Origin of the sequence: Curtobacterium pusillum, from assembly GCF_007680845.1 — a bacterium.
Classification (GTDB): domain Bacteria; phylum Actinomycetota; class Actinomycetes; order Actinomycetales; family Microbacteriaceae; genus Curtobacterium; species Curtobacterium pusillum_B.
The window spans coordinates 169,487-187,578 of the sequence record NZ_VEIY01000005.1 but is presented as its reverse complement, the minus strand read 5'-3'; the positions used below and the strand labels follow the sequence as shown (position 1 = coordinate 187,578).

The following is an 18,092-nucleotide window of genomic DNA, read 5'->3' as shown; positions in this document are numbered from 1 at the left end:
GCACGTGCTTGCGCTCGTCCCGGCGCGAGACTCGCGCGGGGCGACCGATCTCGTGCCACGGGACCCGAGAAGCGTCGCTCGAACCGAGACTCGGGTTGCGGCGCGACCGCCGCACGCGGAAGGGCCCCGCACCGGTGACGGTGCGGGGCCCTTCGTCGTGCTGCTGAGCGGGGAGGCTCAGACGCCGAAGTACAGCTCGTACTCGAACGGGTGCGGGCGCTGGGCCAGCGGGAGGATCTCGTTCTCGCGCTTGTAGTCGATCCAGGTCTGGATGAGGTCCTCGGTGAAGACGTTGCCCTTCGTGAGGAACTCGTGGTCCGCCTCGAGCGCGTCGAGGGCCTCGTCGAGCGAGCCGGGGACCTGGGGGATGCCCTTGGCCTCCTCCGGGGGGAGCTCGTAGAGGTCCTTGTCGACCGGCTCGTGCGGCTCGATGCGGTTCTGGATGCCGTCGAGGCCCGCCATGAGCTGCGCGGCGAAGGCGAGGTACGGGTTGCCCGAGGCGTCCGGCGCGCGGAACTCGATGCGCTTCGCCTTCGGGTTCGTGCCCGTGATCGGGATGCGGATCGCAGCGGAGCGGTTGCCGGCCGAGTAGACCAGGTTGACCGGCGCCTCGAAGCCCTTCACCAGGCGGTGGTAGGAGTTGATCGACGGGTTCGTGAAGGCGAGCAGCGCCGAGGCGTGCTTCAGGATGCCGCCGATGTACCAGCGGGCGAGGTCGGAGAGGCCGCCGTAGCCGTTCTCGTCGTAGAAGAGCGGCTTGCCGTCGTTCCACAGCGACTGGTGAGTGTGCATGCCCGAGCCGTTGTCGCCGAAGAGCGGCTTCGGCATGAACGTGGCGACCTTGCCCCACTGGTCGGCCGTGTTCTTGACGATGTACTTGAACTTGAGGATGTCGTCCGCGGCGTGGACCATCGTGTCGAACTTGTAGTTGATCTCCTGCTGGCCGCCGGTGCCCACCTCGTGGTGCGAGCGCTCGAGCTCGAAGCCCGCCTCGATCAGCTTGAGGGTGATGTCGTCACGCAGGTCGGCCGTCTTGTCGACCGGGGAGACCGGGAAGTAGCCGCCCTTGTACGGGGTCTTGTTGGCGAGGTTGCCGCCCTCTTCCTCACGGCCGGTGTTCCACGCGCCCTCTTCGGAGTCGACCGAGTAGAACGACTTGTTCTGCGTGACCGAGTAGCGGACGTCGTCGAAGATGTAGAACTCGGCCTCGGGGGCGAAGAACGCGGTGTCCGCGATGCCGGTCGAGGCGAGGTACTTCTCCGCCTTCTTGGCGACCTGGCGCGGGTCACGGCCGTAGATCTCGCCGTTCCGCGGGTTGTAGATGTCGAAGATCATGATCAGCGTGCGCTCGGCGCGGAACTGGTCGATGTACGCCGTGGTCACGTCAGGGATGAGCTGCATGTCCGACTCGTGGATCGAGGCGAAGCCGCGGATCGAGGAGCCGTCGAAGAGCTGACCGACCGAGAAGAAGTCCTCGTCGACCGTGGACGCCGGGATGTTGAAGTGCTGCTGCACACCGGGCAGGTCGGTGAAGCGGATGTCGAGGAACTTGACGTCCGTGTCCTTGATGAAGGCCAGGACCTCGGAGGAATCGCTGAACATGTGTCGATCTCCAGGGGGTTTGGGTGATGTGGAGGTGCCGCGGGTGCACCCTCCGACGAGGCTATTGACACCGAGTTTCCCGGACATGACTGGATTGTTTCGTGCGTGTTACGACGGGCGGTTCGCCGTACCCTTGGAGCATGGCCCGCAGCACCAGTCCGTCGTCCGCTTCGTCCGGCTCCGGGTCGTCCGGGGCTGGCTCGTCCGGGTCCCGGGCCGCGGGGTCGGGGTTCGGATCTGGGTCGTCGGGGTCGGGCGGGTCCGGGTCCCGGTCGTCCGCGCACCCGGACGGCTGGCCCGGCAAGGACCTCGGCCTGCCCGAGGAAGGACCCCGCAGCGTCGGCCGCATCGGTCGGCGTGTCGTCGCACTGCTCATCGACGGCGCCCTGGCCGACCTCGTCGCCTACGTCACCGGTGTGTGGTCGCCCGTGAACGGCTCCGGTGACATCACCCACTCGTGGATCCAGATCGCGATCTTCGCCGCGCTGCAGATCCTGTTCATCTGCCTGCTGTCGGGGTCGTTCGGGCACATCTGTGTCGGACTCCGCGTGGTGCCGATGCGGGGCGGCTACGTCGGGGTGTGGCGGCCGGTCGTCCGGACGCTGCTGCTCTGCCTGGTCGTGCCGGCGCTCATCATCGACCGGGACAGCCGCGGGGCGCACGACCGCATCGCGGGGACGGTGTTGGTCCGGCGCTGACGGGTGCGGCGCCTCTGGGGCGGGGGACTGCCAGGGCGCGACGCCGTCCTCTGCGTCGACGTCGAACGACTTCGTCGCTGTCGTACGACACCCGCGGTGTCGCAATCCCGCGTGTGCAACCGTTGCAGGCGTGCGGGTGCGACAAACCCGATGTCGTTCGACAACAGCGGTGTCGCATCGGGGGCGTCACACCGCGCGGTGTCGCCCGCGCCCGGCGTCACCCGCGGCCGGTGTCGCCCGTGCCCGCCGTCACGCGTGCCAGCCGTCGCCCGTGCCCGCCGTCACGTGTGCCAGCCGTCGCCCGCGCCCGGCGTCACCCGCGCCCGGCACGCCGAGCGCGTCCGGCCGGCACCACACCCGCAGAGCAGAACGCCCCCGACCTGGCACGGTCGGGGGCGTTCTGCGGTGAGGCGCCGCGGGCGCTGGGTCAGCGCGGACGCCCGGCACGCGCCCGCATCGGGTCCATGCCCTTCGGGATCGCGGAGGCCGGGCTCTGCGTCAGCGAGTCGAGACGGTTCGCGACCGCCAGGACCTCGTTCCGGTTGAGCGCCTTCTTGAACTTGTTCATCGCACGGGGGAGCTTGTGCAGCGTCACGCCGTCGTCACCCGCACCGTCCTTGCCGGAGGCCACGTGGACCACGTGCACCGGGACGTTCGGGACGATGCGCTGCACCTTGCGGCGCTCCTCGTCGACCTGGCGGTTGAGGTTGCCGCGCTGGCCCTCGGTGATGAGGACGACGCCCGGGGTGCCCACCGCACGGTAGACAGCGGCCTGCGAGCGACCGTGGACCGCGACGGGCATCTCGCTCGAGCGCCACTGACGACGGAGCGAGTTCGACAGCACGGCGCCGACGGCTCCGGGCTGCCCTTCGATCTGCGAGTACGCGGCGCGCTCAGCGAGGCGACCGAGGACGATCAGGAACAGCAGCACGCCGAGCAGCACGCCGGCGACGATCCACAGGACGATCGCGAGCCAGTTCTGACCGGGGAGCAGCAGCGCGAGCAGGACGCCCAGCACCACCGGGACCACGAACGCGAGGGCGAACCACCAGATCGAGCTCGGGTCTGCCCGACGGGTCATGGTGAAGACCTGGTACATCTGCTTGAGACGACCCGGCTCCTTCGCCGTCGTACCTTGAGAACTGCTGCGTGCCATGCGACCAGGATACGGCCTGCGCCGACCTGTCCGAACCTCCGGTGGTCCGGCTGTGGGCGAACAGCGTTCTCCACAAGACCGGGCCCGGACGGGAGGCGCGACTCACCTCCCGACAAGGTGGTCGTCATGCAGATGGTCACCGATCACGTCCGCTGGTGCGCGACCGACGACGAGCAGCCGGTGCTCGCCTGGTGCGCCGATCGCTCGACGGTCGGCACGGGATGGTGCGGCCGGCACCTCGCGCCGGTGGCCGCGGTCGGACGGCTCCCCGACGGATGCCTGGCGGTCGACGTCCTGCGGCCGTCTGGAACTCCGCTGTCCGCGGCGCTCGACACGATCGGCACGCTGACGACCGGCGTGGCGGTGACCCTCAGCGTGCCGCTCCTGGAACTCGCCGCGGCGGAGCGGAGCGGAGCGGTCCACATCGGGGCGGCCACCCTCGACGACGTCCTGGTGGACGATGCCGGCGCGGTGGTGCTCTGTGACCGGCCGCCAGCCGCTCGACTTCCTGGGGCGCCGGATCCCTCAGCGCGAGCCCCCGCGGGCGATGCTCCGAGCGCCCCCGCGCGCCACGATCCGCCGGCGGGGCGCCGCGCAGCAGTCCGCGGCGCACGGGTGCAGCCCGGCGACCGGATCCTCGTCCTCGCCGCCCGGGTGGTGTGGGAACGGACGGACGCCAGGGATCCTGACCGCCAGACGGTCGACGGCGTGTTGGCGGAAGCCCTCGACGGCGACGCCACGTCGGTCCGTGCAGCTCTGGCGGTCGTCCGGGCGACCGCTGCCCCGAGGCCGGTCCGGTGGGAACCTCCCTCGGACGACCTGCTCGGCGGGTACGTCGCTCCGGTCTCCTCGTCGACGCGGTCGAGGCGGTCGATGCAGTCGATGCGCCCCGACGATGGCGCCGTCGCGTTCCTCACGGCGGTGGTCCGGGACGCCGTGGAACGCGGCCTCCCGGTCGGCGCCGACCAGCGCGTGCCGCTCCGACACGTGGTCGTCGGCCTCGTCGTCGCCGCCGGACTCACGGTCGCGGCCGTCTCGGCGCTCGGCTGACGCGAACGGGAACGGCCCCGATCCCGCTCGGCTGACGCGAACGGGAACGGCCCCGATCCGCAGTGGGATCGGGGCCGTCCTGTGACGCTGGTCCGGTGTCGAGCTCGGACTCAGTACCCGAGGTTCGGGCCGAAGTTGCCCTCCTCGAGGCGGTTCTTCACCGCGACGAGGTACCGCGAAGCGTCGGCACCGTCGATGATCCGGTGGTCGTACGACAGCGCGAGGTAGACGAACGAACGGATCGCGATCGCTTCCTGCCCGTCGACCTTCACGACCGCCGGACGCTTCGTCACGATGCCCGTGCCGAGGATCGCCGACTGCGGGAGGAACACCACGGGGGTGTCGAACAGCGCGCCACGCGAACCGGTGTTGGTCAGCGTGAACGTGCCGCCCGCGAGCTCGTCGGGCTTCAGCTGGTTGTTGCGCGTGCGCTCGGCGAGGTCCGCGATCGACTGCGAGAACCGCGCGAGGTCGAGCGACGCTGCGTCCTTGATCACCGGGGTGAGCAGGCCGCGCTCGGTGTCCACCGCGATGGAGACGTTCTCGGTCTCCGGGTAGACGATCTCGTCCGCGTCGACCGTCGAGTTGATCTTCGGGTGGGCCTTGAGCGCCTCGGACGCCGCGAGGGCGAAGAACGGCATGAAGGAGAGCTTCGAACCGGTCTTCTCGAGGAACTCGGCCTTGTGCGCGTCGCGGAACTGCGCGACCTTCGTCACGTCCACCTCGACGACGCTGGTGAGCTGCGCGGTCGAGGTCATCGACTGCACGGCGCGCTCGGCGACGACCTTGCGGAGGCGGGTCATCTTCTCGCGGGTGCCGCGGAGCGGGGAGACCTCGGCGACGAACGGGCCGGACTGGGCCGCGGCCGGAGCCGAGCCCGAAGCGGCCGGAGCCTGCGCAGCAGCAGCGGCGGCGGCGAGCACGTCCTCCTTGCGGATGCGCCCACCGACTCCGGAGCCGGTGACGGTCGACAGGTCCACGCCCTGCTCGTTCGCGAGCTTGCGCACGAGCGGCGTGACGTAGCCGGATGCCGAGGCGTCCTGCGTCGGGTTCGGCACGGCGGCGGTCGCTGCCGGCGCAGAGGCGGCGGGAGCGGCGGCGGGTGCTGCTGCCGGAGCCGGGACCGGTGCCGGCGGTGCGGCAGCGGGCGGCGGGACCGGAGCGGCCTGGGGGACCGGTGCCGCGGCGGGCGGGGCCGACGGAGCCTGCGGTGCGGCGGGCTGCGTCTGGCCGGCCGGAGCGGGCTCGGCCTGCTGGGGCTCGGGCGCGCGCTCCTCCTCCTGCTGCTCGGTGCTCGGTGCGGCCTCGGGCTCCTCGGCGTCGGCAGCCGCTTCGTTCGAGGCGCCGACCGACGCTTCGGAGGACTCGGGGGACCCACCGTCGGACGAACCGGTACCGTCACCGATCTTCACGAGCGCGGTGCCGACCTCGACGGTCTCGTCCTCCTGCACGAGGATCTCCTCCACGACACCGGCGATCGGCGACGGGATCTCGGTGTCGACCTTGTCGGTCGAGACCTCGAGCAGCGGCTCGTCGACCTCGACCCGGTCACCGACGTTCTTCAGCCATCGGGTCACCGTGCCCTCGGTGACGCTCTCGCCGAGCGCCGGGAGGTTGACGGATTCGCTCATCGGGTGGACTCCTCTTCGCAGGGGTGGTTCGTGGTGGTGGTCATGGTGTTCACAGGGCGTGCAGCGGCTTGCCCGCGAGGTGCAGGAACGCCTCGCCGAGCGCCTCGTTCTGCGTCGGGTGCGCGTGGACGAGCGGGGCGACGTCCTCCGGGTACGCCTCCCAGTTCACGGCGAGCTGCGCTTCACCGATGAGCTCGCCGACCCGGGCGCCGATCATGCTCACACCGACGACGGGACCGTCGACGACGCGGACGACCTTCACCGAACCGGAGGTGCCGATGATGTGGCTGCGGCCGTTGCCGGCCAGGTTGTACTCGTAGGAGTCCACCTTGTCGGCACCGTACTGCTCCTCGGCCTTGGCCTGCGAGAGCCCCACGGACGCGACCTCGGGGTCGGAGTACGTGATCTTCGGGATGTTCTTGTCCTCGATGACCACCGGGTTCAGCCCGGCGATCTCCTCGGCGACGAAGATGCCCTGCTGGAAGCCGCGGTGCGCGAGCTGCAGGCCGGGGACGATGTCGCCGACGGCGTAGACGCCGGGGATGTTCGTGGCGAGGCGCTCGTTCGTGGTGACGAACCCGCGGTCCATCGTCACGCCGACCTCGTCGTAGCCGACGTTCTGCGTCACGGGGCCACGGCCGACCGCGACGAGGAGGATGTCCCCGTCGAAGGTCTTGCCGTCCTCGAGCGTGACGACGACGCCGTTCTCGTGCTGCTCGACGCCCTGGAACCGGACGCCCAGCGAGAACTCGATGCCGCGCTTGCGGAACGCACGCTCCAGCTGCTTCGACATCGACTCGTCCTCGGCGGGGACGAGGTGGGGGAGCGCCTCGACGATCGTGACCTCGGCACCGAAGGACTTCCAGACACTGGCGAACTCGACGCCGATGACGCCACCGCCGAGGATGACGACCTTGTTCGGGACGTAGTCCATGCGGAGGGCGGTCTCGGACGTGATCACGCGTCCGCCGATCTCGAGCCCGGGCAGGGACTTCGAGTAGGACCCGGTCGCGAGGACGATGTTCTTGCCCGTGACGGTCTGGTCGCCGACCTGCACGGTGTTCGACGAGGTGAGTCGACCCCAGCCCTCGACGACGGTGATCCCGCGCGCCTTGATGAGGCCCTGGAGACCCTTGTACTTCGAGTTGATGACGCCCTGCTGGTACTCGATGACCTTCGGGACCTCGACGCCGGCGAACTCGGCGATGACGCCGTACTTCTCGGCGTCGCGGGTGCCGTCGGCGATCTCGGCCGCGTGCAGCAGCGCCTTCGTCGGGATGCAGCCGCGGTGCAGACACGTCCCCCCGAGCTTGTCTCCCTCGATGAGCGCGACGCTCATCCCGAGCTCGGCGGCCCGGAGCGCAGCGGCGTACCCACCACTGCCGCCACCGAGGACCACGACGTCGTAAGTCTGTTCCGTCACCTGGTGCAACTCCCTCGTGCGTGTCGGGGTCGATCGGACCCCGGTGGACACCGCGGTGGCGGCGTCCGACGGTCGGACCGCGTGGTTCCGGTCCCGTCCCGTTGGTTTCCGGCGGGGGCACGCCGAGCGTGCTGCCCCACCGGAACCAAACCTACTACTTGGCCTGGAGCTCTTCTGCGAGCGAGATGAGCGTCCGGACCATCACACCGGTCGCGCCCTTGCCGAGCCACCCGTACCCGCCGCCCTTGTTCTCCGACGGGCCGGCGATGTCGAGGTGCGCCCACGGGATGCCCTCGCCGACGAAGCGCTCGAGGAACTTGCCCGCGAGCAGCATGCCGCCGGCGGGGTTGCCGACGGTGGCGTTGACCATGTCGGCGACCTCGCTGGCGAGCCGTGCGTCGAGCTCCTCGGGGAGCGGCATCGGCCAGATCGGCTCCGCGACGCGCTCGGCGACGGCCCGGACCTGCGCGACGAGGTCGTCGCTGCCCATCAGGCCGGTCGTCCGGTCACCGAGCGCGACGACCTGCGCGCCGGTCAGGGTGGCGACGTCGACGATCGCGTCGGGCTGCTCGAGCGACGCCGCGGCCATGCCGTCGCCGAGGACGAGTCGTCCCTCGGCATCGGTGTTCGTGACCTCGACGGTCTTGCCGTTCTTCAGCGTGAGGACGTCGCCCGGACGGGTCGCAGAGCCGGACGGCATGTTCTCGGCCAGGCACAGCCACGCGGTGACCCGGACGTCGAGCCCGAGTCGGGCAGCGGCCACGGTCGCGGCGAGGACGGTCGCGGCCCCGGTCATGTCGGTCTTCATGCCGAGCATCGAGCCGGCCGGCTTCAGCGAGAGCCCGCCGGAGTCGAACGTGATGCCCTTGCCGACGAGGGCGAGGTGCTTGGTCGCCCCCTCCGGCGAGTAGCGGACGACGACGAGCCGCGGCGGGCGCACGGAGCCGACGCCGACCCCGAGGATCCCGCCGAACCCCTGCTCCTCGAGTGCGGTCTCGTCGAGCACCTCGACGGTCAGCGGCAGGCCCTCGGCGACCGCGCTGGCCACGTCGGCGACGTCGGACGGGCCGAGGTCGCCCGCCGCGGTGTTCACGAGGTCGCGCACGAGCGTCGCGGCGTCGGCCACGATCGCCGGCCGCACCGTGGCGTCGGTGGCGGCGGACGGGGCGACGACGGTGATCTGCTGGTCGCCGCGGGTCGGGCCGGTGGTCCCGGCGCCCTTGTGGCGGGTGAAGGAGTACGCGCCGAGCGCGGCACCCTCGAGCGCGGCGTCGACGAGCTCGTCCGAGTCGGTGGGGAGCGCGAGCGCGATCGAGGAGACCGTCGGCAGCTGTCGGACGGCGCTGCCCGCCGCCGAGCGGATCGCGGCGGGGCCGGTGGCGGTGCCGAGACCGATGAGGGCGATCCCGTCCGCGGCGACGCCGGTGCCCGGCAGGCGGACCAGCTGGTCCTTCGCGCCGGTGACACCGATCGACGCGAGGTCGAGGTCCGCGAGCGCGTCGACCGGTCCCACGGCGCCCGGGACCACCCGCGCCGGCGCACCGTCCGTCCCGGGACGGACCCCGACGACGAGGACGTCGGCGGCGATCGAGGAAGGAGCGGATGAGTCGGTGGAGAGCGTCGGTCGGACCATGCGCCAACCCTATCCAGCAGGTGTTCGCTGTCGGCGTGGCCGCCGCGCACGGGGGACCGTGACGGCCCGCCTAGCATGGGGACGGTGAACCACCCCGAGGAGCTCTACACCTTCGCCGAGGACGCGCCGACCGTGCCCGAGGGGCTGCACCTGGTCGCCGGACTGACCGGCTTCGCCGACGCCGGATCGGCCGTGGCGCAGGTGACGACCGCCGTCCTCGAGGACCTCGAGACCGAACTCGTCGCCGAGTTCGACCCGGACGTCCTGCTCGACTGGCGCGCCCGTCGTCCGGTGATCACCTTCGAGCACGACCACATCGCTGCCGTCGAGCCGCCCCGGCTCCGGCTGCACCTCGTCCGCGACGAGATCGGCCAGCCGTTCCTCTTCCTCTCCGGCTACGAGCCGGACTTCCAGTGGAACCGCTTCGTCCGTGCGGTGACCGACCTCGCCGCCGACCTGCGGGTCGCGGACACGACGTGGGTGCAGTCGATCCCGATGCCGGTCCCGCACACCCGCCCGATCAGCCTCACCGTCTCCGGCACGCGCGCCGACCTGGTCGAGCAGATGAGCGTGTGGAAGCCCGAGACCCAGGCGCCGGCGAACGTCCTGCACCTCGTCGAGCACCGACTGTCGGAGCTCGGGCAGCAGGTCACCGGTCTCGTCCTCCTCGTGCCGCACTACCTGTCCGACACCGAGTTCCCGGACGCCGCGGTCGCCGCGCTCTCCGGCATCTCCTCGGCGACGGGCCTCATCTTCCCCTCGGACGAGCTCCGCGAAGAGGGGCGCGAGTTCCGCACCCGCGTCGACGAGCAGGTCGCCGGCAACGAGGAACTGCAGCGGCTCGTGTCGGTGCTCGAGGACCGTCACGACACGTACATGGCGGGCAACCCGATCGGGTCGCCCCTGACGGGCGTCGACGGCCAGGTGCCGACCGCCGACGCGATCGCGGCGGAGCTCGAGCGGTTCCTGGCGGACCGCCGGTCCGACGGCGACGCGACCTCCGACTGACCGGACACGCGTGGCGGGGCCGCACCGCGCCTCCCGTCCGGCACGGTGACCGCCTGGAGGCGCGACCCACCGCACGCAAGGATCCCGCGTTCTCCACAGGGCGTCCTGGCGGCGGGGCCGCCCCCGCTAGCCTGGTCCGGTGAACTCCCGCCGCGCCTTCCTCGTGTGGGGCGTCGCGGTGCTCGCGTACGTCCTCGCGGTCGTGCAGCGGTCCTCGCTCGGGGTGTCCGGCGTCGACGCGCAGGACCGCTTCGCGGTGTCGGCGGCCGTCCTCTCGACGCTCGCGGTCGTGCAGATCGCCGTCTACGCGGGGCTCCAGATCCCGGTCGGCATCGCCCTCGACCGGGTCGGCCCCCGCAAGCTCGTCCTGCTCGGCGCCGCGCTCCTGGTGGTCGGCCAGGCCGTCGTCGCGGTCTCGCCGACCATCGGGCCGGCGATCGCGGGGCGCGTGCTCGTCGGAGCCGGCGACGCGATGACCTTCATCTCGGTGATCCGGCTCGTGCCGATGTGGTTCAGCGGGCCGATCCTGCCGCAGATCTCGCAGTGGACGGGGAACCTCGGGCAGGTCGGCCAGATCCTCTCGGCCTTCCCGTTCGCCGTCCTGCTGCACGGTGCGGGGTGGACGCCGGCGTTCGGCGTCGCGGCGGCGGCCAGCGCGGTGGGGCTGGTGCTCGCGTCCGTCTTCGTCCGGAACGGGCCCGTCCCGGTCCGGACCGACACGATCCCGCTCCCGCACTCCTGGCGCGGCGCGTTCCACACGTTCGGGCACGCGCTCCGCCGTCCCGGCACGCAGCTCGGCTTCTGGTCGCACTACGTGACGCAGTCCTCCGGCACCGTGTTCTCGCTGCTCTGGGGCGTCCCGATGCTCCGCGGGCTCGGCTACTCCCCGTCCGAGGCGGCCGGCTTCCTCACCGTCATCGTGGTCACCGGCTTCGTGGCCGGTCCCGTCCTCGGCGTGCTGTGCGCCCGGTTCCCGCTGCGTCGCTCGAACCTGGTGCTCGGCATCGTGTTCGCCCTCGCCGTGGTGTGGACCGCGATCCTGCTCTGGCCCGGGCACCCACCGACCTGGCTGCTCCTGGTCCTGGTGGTCGTCATGGGCATCGGTGGACCGGGGTCCCTCATCGGGTTCGACTTCGCCCGCTCGTTCAACCCGGTCGGGTCGCTCGGCTCGGCGAACGGCGTGGTGAACGTCGGCGGGTTCCTCGCGGCGTTCGTGATGATGTTCCTCATCGGGACGATCCTCGACCTCGCCGCGCAGGCGACCGGGCAGACCGTCTTCGCGTGGGCGAACTTCCGGCTGGCCCTCACCGTGCAGTACGTCGTGGTGGGGATCGGCGTGGTGATGCTGCTGCACGCTCGGCGCCGGACACGCCGCGTGCTGCACGCCCAGGACGGAATACGGCTGGGGCCGCTCTGGGTTGCACTGGTTGCACGCCTGCGGAAGCGGAGCGTGCAATAATGAACCCGGACCCTTTCGGGACTCCCGCGTTCCGGCACACACCCGTGCGCCGCCGAATCCGGGGGACTTGACATGGGTCCTCGTGCTGCCCGGAAGGTGGACCTGGAGACGCGTGTGAACGCGGCGCAGGCCCTGGGTGGCGAGGGAGGCCACGACCCCACGAACGTGGCACGACGAGAGAGGTGATCGCATGGCTGCCCGGAGCACGACGATCGATCCCACCAAGGACACCGCGAACGAGACCGCGCCCGACGGCACGACGGCGGACGCCGCCGCTGCCGCCGACGAGACGGCCGCGCCGAAGAAGCGCGCCACCAAGACCACCGCCAAGAAGGCCGCCCCGAAGAAGGCCGCTCCGAAGGCGAAGAAGCAGTCCGACGACGACGACGTCGACGAGGAGACCCCGGTCGCCGAGACCGACGTCGACGCTGCCGACGACACCGAGACCGACGCCGAGGGCGAAGCGGACGACAAGGACGCCAAGCCCGACGCGGCAGCAGCGGTCGCCGCGGGCGCGCTCGTCATCTCGCAGTCCGACGACGACGAGGCCCCGGTCTACTCGACCACCATCACCGGCGCCACGGCCGACCCGGTGAAGGACTACCTCAAGCAGATCGGCAAGGTCGCCCTCCTCAACGCCGAGCAGGAGGTCGAGCTCGCGATGCGCATCGAGGCCGGCCTGTTCGCCGAGGACAAGCTGCAGCACTCGACCGGCCTGTCGAAGCCCGAAGAGCGCGAGCTCCGCTGGGTCGCCCGTGACGGACAGCGCGCGAAGTCGCACCTGCTCGGCGCGAACCTCCGCCTGGTCGTCTCGCTCGCGAAGCGCTACACGGGTCGTGGCATGCAGTTCCTGGACCTCATCCAGGAAGGCAACCTCGGCCTCATCCGTGCGGTCGAGAAGTTCGACTACACCAAGGGCTTCAAGTTCTCGACGTACGCCACCTGGTGGATCCGTCAGGCGATCACCCGTGCCATGGCCGACCAGGCGCGCACCATCCGCATCCCGGTCCACATGGTCGAGGTCATCAACAAGCTCGCCCGCGTGCAGCGCCAGATGCTGCAGGACCTCGGTCGCGAACCCACTCCGGAAGAGCTCGCCCGCGAACTCGACATGACCCCGGAGAAGGTCGTCGAGGTGCAGAAGTACGGCCGCGAGCCCATCTCGCTCCACACGCCCCTGGGCGAGGACGGCGACTCGGAGTTCGGCGACCTGATCGAGGACACCGAAGCGGTCGTGCCGGCCGACGCGGTCGGGTTCACGATGCTGCAGAAGCAGCTCGAGAGCCTGCTCGACTCCCTGTCCGAGCGCGAGGCGGGCGTGATCCGCATGCGCTTCGGCCTCGGCGACGGCCAGCCGAAGACCCTCGACCAGATCGGCGACACGTTCGGCGTGACGCGCGAGCGGATCCGTCAGATCGAGTCCAAGACGATGGCGAAGCTCCGCCACCCGTCGCGGTCGCAGTCGCTGCGCGACTACCTCGAGTAAGCCGGCATGCGCTTCATCATCCCGATCCTCGTCGGGCGGATCCTCCGAGCCCTCGCCAGAGCGCGGGGCGGGGGATCCGCCTACCCGGGGTACATCGTCCTGAAGCTCGTGCCGGGGTTCCTGCAGCACGTGACGAAGCAGTTCCCGAACGGCGTCGTCTTCGTGCTCGGCTCGAACGGCAAGTCGACGACGACCCACATGATCTCGGACATCGTGCGGGCGCACGGGCTCCGGGTCTTCACGAACCCGTCCGGCGCGAACCTGCCGCAGGGCATCGCCTCCGCGCTGCTGTCCGAGGTCTCGCTCACCGGCAAGCTCAAGGCGGACATCGGCATCCTCGAGGTCGACGAGGCCTTCGCGGTGGAGCTCGCCGGCATCCTGTCGCCCTCCACGGTGACGATGCTCAACGTGCAGGTCGACCAGCTGTACCGCTTCTTCGAGACCGAGCGCGTCGCCGACATGATGCTCGACACCGCAGCGCTGTCGTCCCGGAACGTCATCACGAACCGCGACGACCAGTTCCTCGACGCGTACACGAGCGTCGACGGGCAGCGGGTGCTCCGCTTCGGTGCGAGCGCCGAGGTCGTCGCCGCGGCGCCGAACGGCCTGCAGAACGCGGACGACTTCGACCGTCAGGACGCCCAGCCGAACGTGGCCGACGCCGAGGTCACCGCCCACACCGGCGACGGCGCGACGATCCGGTTCGACGGCACCGACATCCCCGTCCGGCTCCCCGCACGCGGCCTGCACTACGCCGTGGACGCCGCCGCGGCCACCGCGACCGCGAGTGCCGCGCTCGGCACGCAGTTCCGCGCGGATGCCGTGACCACGGCCTTCGGCACCATGAAGCCGGCGTACGGCCGCGGTGAGCGACTGCCGATCGCGGGCGAGTCCGCCGAGTTCACGATGTTCAAGAACGCCGCGAGCCTCCAGCTCAACCTCGACGCCCTGCCGGACCGCCCCGAGCAGGTCCTCATGGCGATCGACGAGGGCACGCCGGACATCTCGTGGATCTACGACATCGACTTCTCGCGGCTCGACCACGTCGACGTGGTGTCCGGCGACAAGGCGTGGCAGATCGCGATCGCGCTCGAGCACGCCGGTGTCCGCATCGGGCGCGTCGAGCCCGACGTCGAAGCGGCGATCAAGCACATGGAGCAGCTCGGCGCCACGACCAGCGGCACGAAGAACTTCATCGTCAACTACGAGATCATGATGATCGCCCGGAAGGCCCTCGGCCACCCGGACATGGAGAAGACCGCATGACGGCCGACCGGCTGACCATCCTGCACGTCTACCCCCGCCAGATGGGTGTCTCGGGCGACCGCGGCAACGTCGCAGCGCTGGTGCGCCGTGCTGCCGCGGCGGACATCGACACCGAGGTGCTCGAGTACGCCCCGGGCGACGCACTGCCCGAGACGGCGGACATCGTCGTGATCGGCAACGGTCCGCTCAGCGCCATGCGGTCCCTCGGTGCCGACGTCACCCGGATCGGTTCGCCGCTGCGCGAGTTCGCTGCCGCGGGTGTGCCGGTCGTCGCGGTCGGCGGCGGGTTCGACCTCGCCGCGAACGAGGTCGTGCCCACCGATGGCGCAGCGGTCACCGGTTTCGGGGTCTTCGACGCGCGGGCGATCCGCGGAGCCGAACGGCGGGTGAACTACTTCGTGCTCGACACGGCCTACCCGCTCCTGCCCGGTGCTCCGACCCGGCTCGCCGGCTTCGAGGACCACGCCACGAAGATCGAACTCGGCGCCGGTGTCCGACCGTTCGCCGACGTCGTCTCCGGCGGCGGCAACCAGGCCGGCTCCCCGGTCGAGGGCGCGATCGCCGGGAACTCCTTCGGCACGCACACCCAGGGCCCGATCCTGCCGCTCAACCCGCAGCTCACCGACGGTGTCCTCGCCGCGGCCACCGCCCGGCTCGGCCGTGCGTACGCACCGGATCCGGAGCGCACCGCCACCATCGACCGGTACGCGCGCGAAGCGCGCGCGACGGTCGACCGCTACGTCGACAAGGCGTTCAAGCGCATCGCGTGACGGTGGTCTGACCGGACCACACCGAAGACCGACCACACAGAAGACGGGAGGCGCGGTGCCAGCTGGCACCGCGCCTCCCGTCTGCTCTGGGCTGACGTCTACTTCGACTCGTAGAGTCGGCTGCTCTCGTCGTGCCACTCGATGGCGGTCGCCGCGAGCTTGTCCTTGAACTCGGCACCGTGGTGCGCGCAGAAGTACAGCTCACCGCTGGCCATGGTGGCCCGGATGTACGCCTGCGCTCCGCAGCTGTCGCAGCGGTCAGCAGCAGTGAGCTGGTTGCTGCCGAGTTCGTCGATGGAGAGGTCCTGCACGGTCTGGGTCATTGCTGTGCTCCTCACGGATCGCAGGTGGTGCGGGTTGGTCCACCTATTTCAACACGTGATGCCTGAGAGTCATGCATTGTCGGCGGTCCATTTCGCTGAGCGCGGATCGACTGTCCCCAGTCCGAGGCGCGCCGTCGGTCCGGGGCTGGGGTGTCGGCGGGCGTCGGTACGATCGGGAGGTGAGCTCCGACTACTCCGCACGCCACCTCTCCGTCCTCGAAGGGCTCGAGGCGGTCCGCAAGCGTCCGGGCATGTACATCGGTTCGACGGACTCCCGTGGGCTCATGCACTGCCTGTGGGAGATCATCGACAACTCGGTCGACGAAGCCCTCGCCGGGCACGGTGACGAGATCGGCGTGGTGCTCCACCCGGACGGGTCGGTCGAGGTCCGGGACACCGCTCGCGGCATCCCCGTGGACGTCGAACCGAAGACCGGGCTCACCGGGGTCGAGGTCGTGTTCACCAAGCTGCACGCCGGCGGCAAGTTCGGCTCCGGCTCGTACGCGGCGTCCGGCGGGCTGCACGGCGTCGGCGCGTCGGTCGTGAACGCGCTGTCCGAGCGACTCGACGTCGAGGTCGACCGTGGCGGCAAGACGTACGCCATGTCCTTCCACCGCGGAGAGCCCGGCACGTTCGACGACTCGAAGGGCATCGGCCCGGACGCCCCGTTCTCGCCGTTCACCTCCGGGAGCGAGCTGCGCGTCGTCGGCAAGGTGAAGAAGGGCGTCACGGGGTCGCGGATCCGGTACTGGGCCGACCGCCAGATCTTCACCGTGGACGCCCGGTTCAGCACCGGTGACCTCGTCACCCGCGCACGCCAGACCGCCTTCCTCGTGCCCGGGCTCGGCATCACCATCACCGATGCGCGTCCCTCCTCGATCGAGGCCGCGGCGCAGCGGGCGGAAGCCACCGGCACCGCCGTGGAGTCCGGTCCCGTCGTCGAGCGCTTCCGGTACGAAGGCGGCATCAGCGAGTTCGTCGAGCACCTCGCCGTCGACTCCGCCGTCACCGACGTCTGGCGGATACAGGGCACCGGGACCTTCACCGAGACCGTGCCGATGCTCGACGACAAGGGGCACATGGTCTCGACGTCGGTCGACCGCACGTGCGAGGTCGACATCGCGCTCCGGTGGGGCAGCGGCTACGAGACCGTGTTCCGGAGCTTCGTCAACATCATCGCCACGCCGAAGGGCGGCACGCACCAGACCGGGTTCGAGGCCGGGCTCGTGAAGGCCGTGCGCACCCAGGTCGAAGCGAACGCCCGGAAGCTCAAGGTGGGGCAGGACAAGCTCGAGAAGGACGACGTCCTCGCCGGTCTCACCGCCGTGTTGACGGTCCGCCTGCCCGAACCGCAGTTCGAAGGCCAGACGAAGGAGGTCCTCGGCACGCCGGCGGTCCGGAAGATCGTCGACCAGGTCGTGTCGAAGCAGCTCACCGAGATCCTGACGTCGACGCAGCGGACCGAGAAGGCCCAGGCCGCGACGCTGCTCGACAAGGTCGTGCAGGAGATGAAGACACGCATCTCGGCCCGCGCCCACAAGGAGACCCAGCGCCGGAAGAACGCGCTCGAGAACTCCTCGCTGCCGACGAAGCTCGCGGACTGCCGCTCCCAGGACACCGAGGGCACCGAGCTCTTCATCGTCGAGGGCGACTCGGCGCTCGGCACCGCGAAGCTCGCCCGGAACAGCGAGTACCAGGCGCTGCTCCCGATCCGCGGCAAGATCCTCAACGTCCAGAAGGCCTCCGTCTCGGACATGCTCTCGAACGCCGAGTGCGCGTCGATCATCCAGGTCATCGGCGCCGGTTCGGGCCGGACGTTCGAGATCGACCAGGCCCGCTACGGCAAGGTCATCATCATGTCCGACGCCGACGTCGACGGTGCCCACATCCGGACCCTCCTGCTCACCCTGTTCTTCCGGTACATGCGGCCGATGATCGAACAGGGGCGGGTGTTCGCCGCCGTGCCGCCGCTGCACCGGGTCGTCGTGATCAACCGGGGCAAGCCGAACGACACGCTGTACACCTACTCGGAAGCCGAGCTGCAGGCCGTCCTCAAGAAGCTCGAGAAGCAGGGCAAGAAGTACCAGGAGCCGATCCAGCGGTACAAGGGCCTCGGCGAGATGGACGCCGACCAGCTGGCCGAGACCACGATGGACCGGACGCACCGGACCCTCCGCCGGGTGCAGGTGCCCGATGCCGAGAGCGCTGCGAAGGTGTTCGAGCTGCTGATGGGCAACGACGTGGCGCCGCGCAAGGAGTTCATCCTCGCCGGCGAGGGGCTCGACCGCGACCGCATCGACGCGTAGGCGCGCGGTTGCGCCCGCGCGCTGGTCGCTGCGCGGCCGGCGGTGAGTGCTGCGCGCGCATCCGGCTGGCCGGGCGGCCGCGCGGCGCCGAGTCTCGGGCTCAGCGACAGTTCTCGGGCTCCGGGCCACGAGATGTGTCGCTTACGCCGAGTCTCGCCGCCGCCGGGCCGAGTCTCGGTGCCGCGCCGCCTGCCCACCGACGCGCCGGCCCGGGCGCAGCCGCGCCGTCCGGCCGCCGACGGGCCGGCCGGCCGGGCCGGGGTGCAGCGACTCCGTGCCGC

At 70.6% G+C, this 18,092-nt stretch carries 14 protein-coding genes; 8 read left to right on the top strand and 6 right to left on the bottom strand.

The genetic code is table 11. From position 1 onward, the window contains the following. Positions 1 to 177: 177 nt before the first annotated feature. Complete coding sequence (glnA, locus tag FS825_RS12605) at positions 178 to 1,602, bottom strand: type I glutamate--ammonia ligase (protein WP_144713522.1); 1,425 nt, start codon at positions 1,600 to 1,602, stop codon at positions 178 to 180. A 314-nt stretch (positions 1,603 to 1,916) separates the two neighbouring features. Between glnA and FS825_RS12600 the strand changes: the two genes are divergently transcribed. Then, a complete protein-coding gene (locus FS825_RS12600) occupies positions 1,917 to 2,300 on the top strand; it encodes an RDD family protein (protein WP_144713762.1) in 384 nt (127 codons plus the stop codon). A 427-nt stretch (positions 2,301 to 2,727) separates the two neighbouring features. Here FS825_RS12600 and FS825_RS12595 read toward each other — a convergent pair whose 3' ends face one another. After that, positions 2,728 to 3,456, bottom strand: a complete 729-nt coding sequence (locus FS825_RS12595; RefSeq protein WP_144713520.1) for a DUF4191 family protein — start codon at positions 3,454 to 3,456, stop codon at positions 2,728 to 2,730. Between the two features lie 126 nt (positions 3,457 to 3,582). Between FS825_RS12595 and FS825_RS12590 the strand changes: the two genes are divergently transcribed. Further along, positions 3,583 to 4,506 carry a hypothetical protein gene (locus FS825_RS12590; RefSeq protein WP_144713518.1) on the top strand — a complete coding sequence of 308 codons (924 nt, stop codon included), beginning with the start codon at positions 3,583 to 3,585 and terminating at the stop codon, positions 4,504 to 4,506. A gap of 110 nt (positions 4,507 to 4,616) precedes the next feature. Here the strand turns inward: FS825_RS12590 and sucB are convergent, their stop codons facing one another. The 3 genes from sucB to FS825_RS12575 form a co-directional block, all read right to left on the bottom strand. Beyond that, on the bottom strand, positions 4,617 to 6,137 hold the full coding sequence (gene sucB / locus FS825_RS12585) for a 2-oxoglutarate dehydrogenase, E2 component, dihydrolipoamide succinyltransferase (RefSeq protein WP_144713516.1): 1,521 nt from the start codon (positions 6,135 to 6,137) through the stop codon (positions 4,617 to 4,619). Positions 6,138 to 6,186: 49 nt separating this feature from the next. Next, a complete protein-coding gene (lpdA, locus tag FS825_RS12580) occupies positions 6,187 to 7,560 on the bottom strand; it encodes a dihydrolipoyl dehydrogenase (RefSeq protein ID WP_144713514.1) in 1,374 nt (457 codons plus the stop codon). Between the two features lie 154 nt (positions 7,561 to 7,714). Continuing rightward, complete coding sequence (locus FS825_RS12575) at positions 7,715 to 9,193, bottom strand: leucyl aminopeptidase (RefSeq protein WP_144713512.1); 1,479 nt, start codon at positions 9,191 to 9,193, stop codon at positions 7,715 to 7,717. 75 nt (positions 9,194 to 9,268) lie between these two features. Between FS825_RS12575 and FS825_RS12570 the strand changes: the two genes are divergently transcribed. The 5 genes from FS825_RS12570 (at position 9,269) to FS825_RS12550 (ending at position 15,182) form a co-directional block, all read left to right on the top strand. Beyond that, a complete protein-coding gene (locus tag FS825_RS12570; protein WP_144713510.1) occupies positions 9,269 to 10,201 on the top strand; it encodes a proteasome assembly chaperone family protein in 933 nt (310 codons plus the stop codon). Between the two features lie 139 nt (positions 10,202 to 10,340). Further along, complete coding sequence (locus FS825_RS12565) at positions 10,341 to 11,660, top strand: MFS transporter (protein ID WP_144713508.1); 1,320 nt, start codon at positions 10,341 to 10,343, stop codon at positions 11,658 to 11,660. Between the two features lie 190 nt (positions 11,661 to 11,850). Beyond that, complete coding sequence (locus FS825_RS12560; RefSeq protein WP_144713506.1) at positions 11,851 to 13,146, top strand: RNA polymerase sigma factor; 1,296 nt, start codon at positions 11,851 to 11,853, stop codon at positions 13,144 to 13,146. Positions 13,147 to 13,152: 6 nt separating this feature from the next. Beyond that, positions 13,153 to 14,412: a MurT ligase domain-containing protein gene (locus FS825_RS12555; RefSeq protein ID WP_144713504.1), complete on the top strand. Its 1,260-nt coding sequence runs from the start codon at positions 13,153 to 13,155 to the stop codon at positions 14,410 to 14,412. Beyond that, the gene (locus tag FS825_RS12550) at positions 14,409 to 15,182 is read left to right on the top strand and encodes a type 1 glutamine amidotransferase (RefSeq protein ID WP_144713502.1); all 774 of its coding nucleotides are present in this window, start codon (positions 14,409 to 14,411) and stop codon (positions 15,180 to 15,182) included. Before FS825_RS12555 ends, FS825_RS12550 begins: the two co-directional genes overlap by 4 nt. 98 nt (positions 15,183 to 15,280) lie before the next feature. On the opposite strand, the gene FS825_RS12545 is transcribed toward FS825_RS12550, so the two are convergent. After that, positions 15,281 to 15,505, bottom strand: a complete 225-nt coding sequence (locus tag FS825_RS12545) for a DUF7455 domain-containing protein (protein WP_144713499.1) — start codon at positions 15,503 to 15,505, stop codon at positions 15,281 to 15,283. A gap of 179 nt (positions 15,506 to 15,684) precedes the next feature. Between FS825_RS12545 and FS825_RS12540 the strand changes: the two genes are divergently transcribed. Beyond that, positions 15,685 to 17,811, top strand: a complete 2,127-nt coding sequence (locus tag FS825_RS12540) for a DNA gyrase/topoisomerase IV subunit B (protein ID WP_144713488.1) — start codon at positions 15,685 to 15,687, stop codon at positions 17,809 to 17,811. Positions 17,812 to 18,092: the final 281 nt, after the last annotated feature.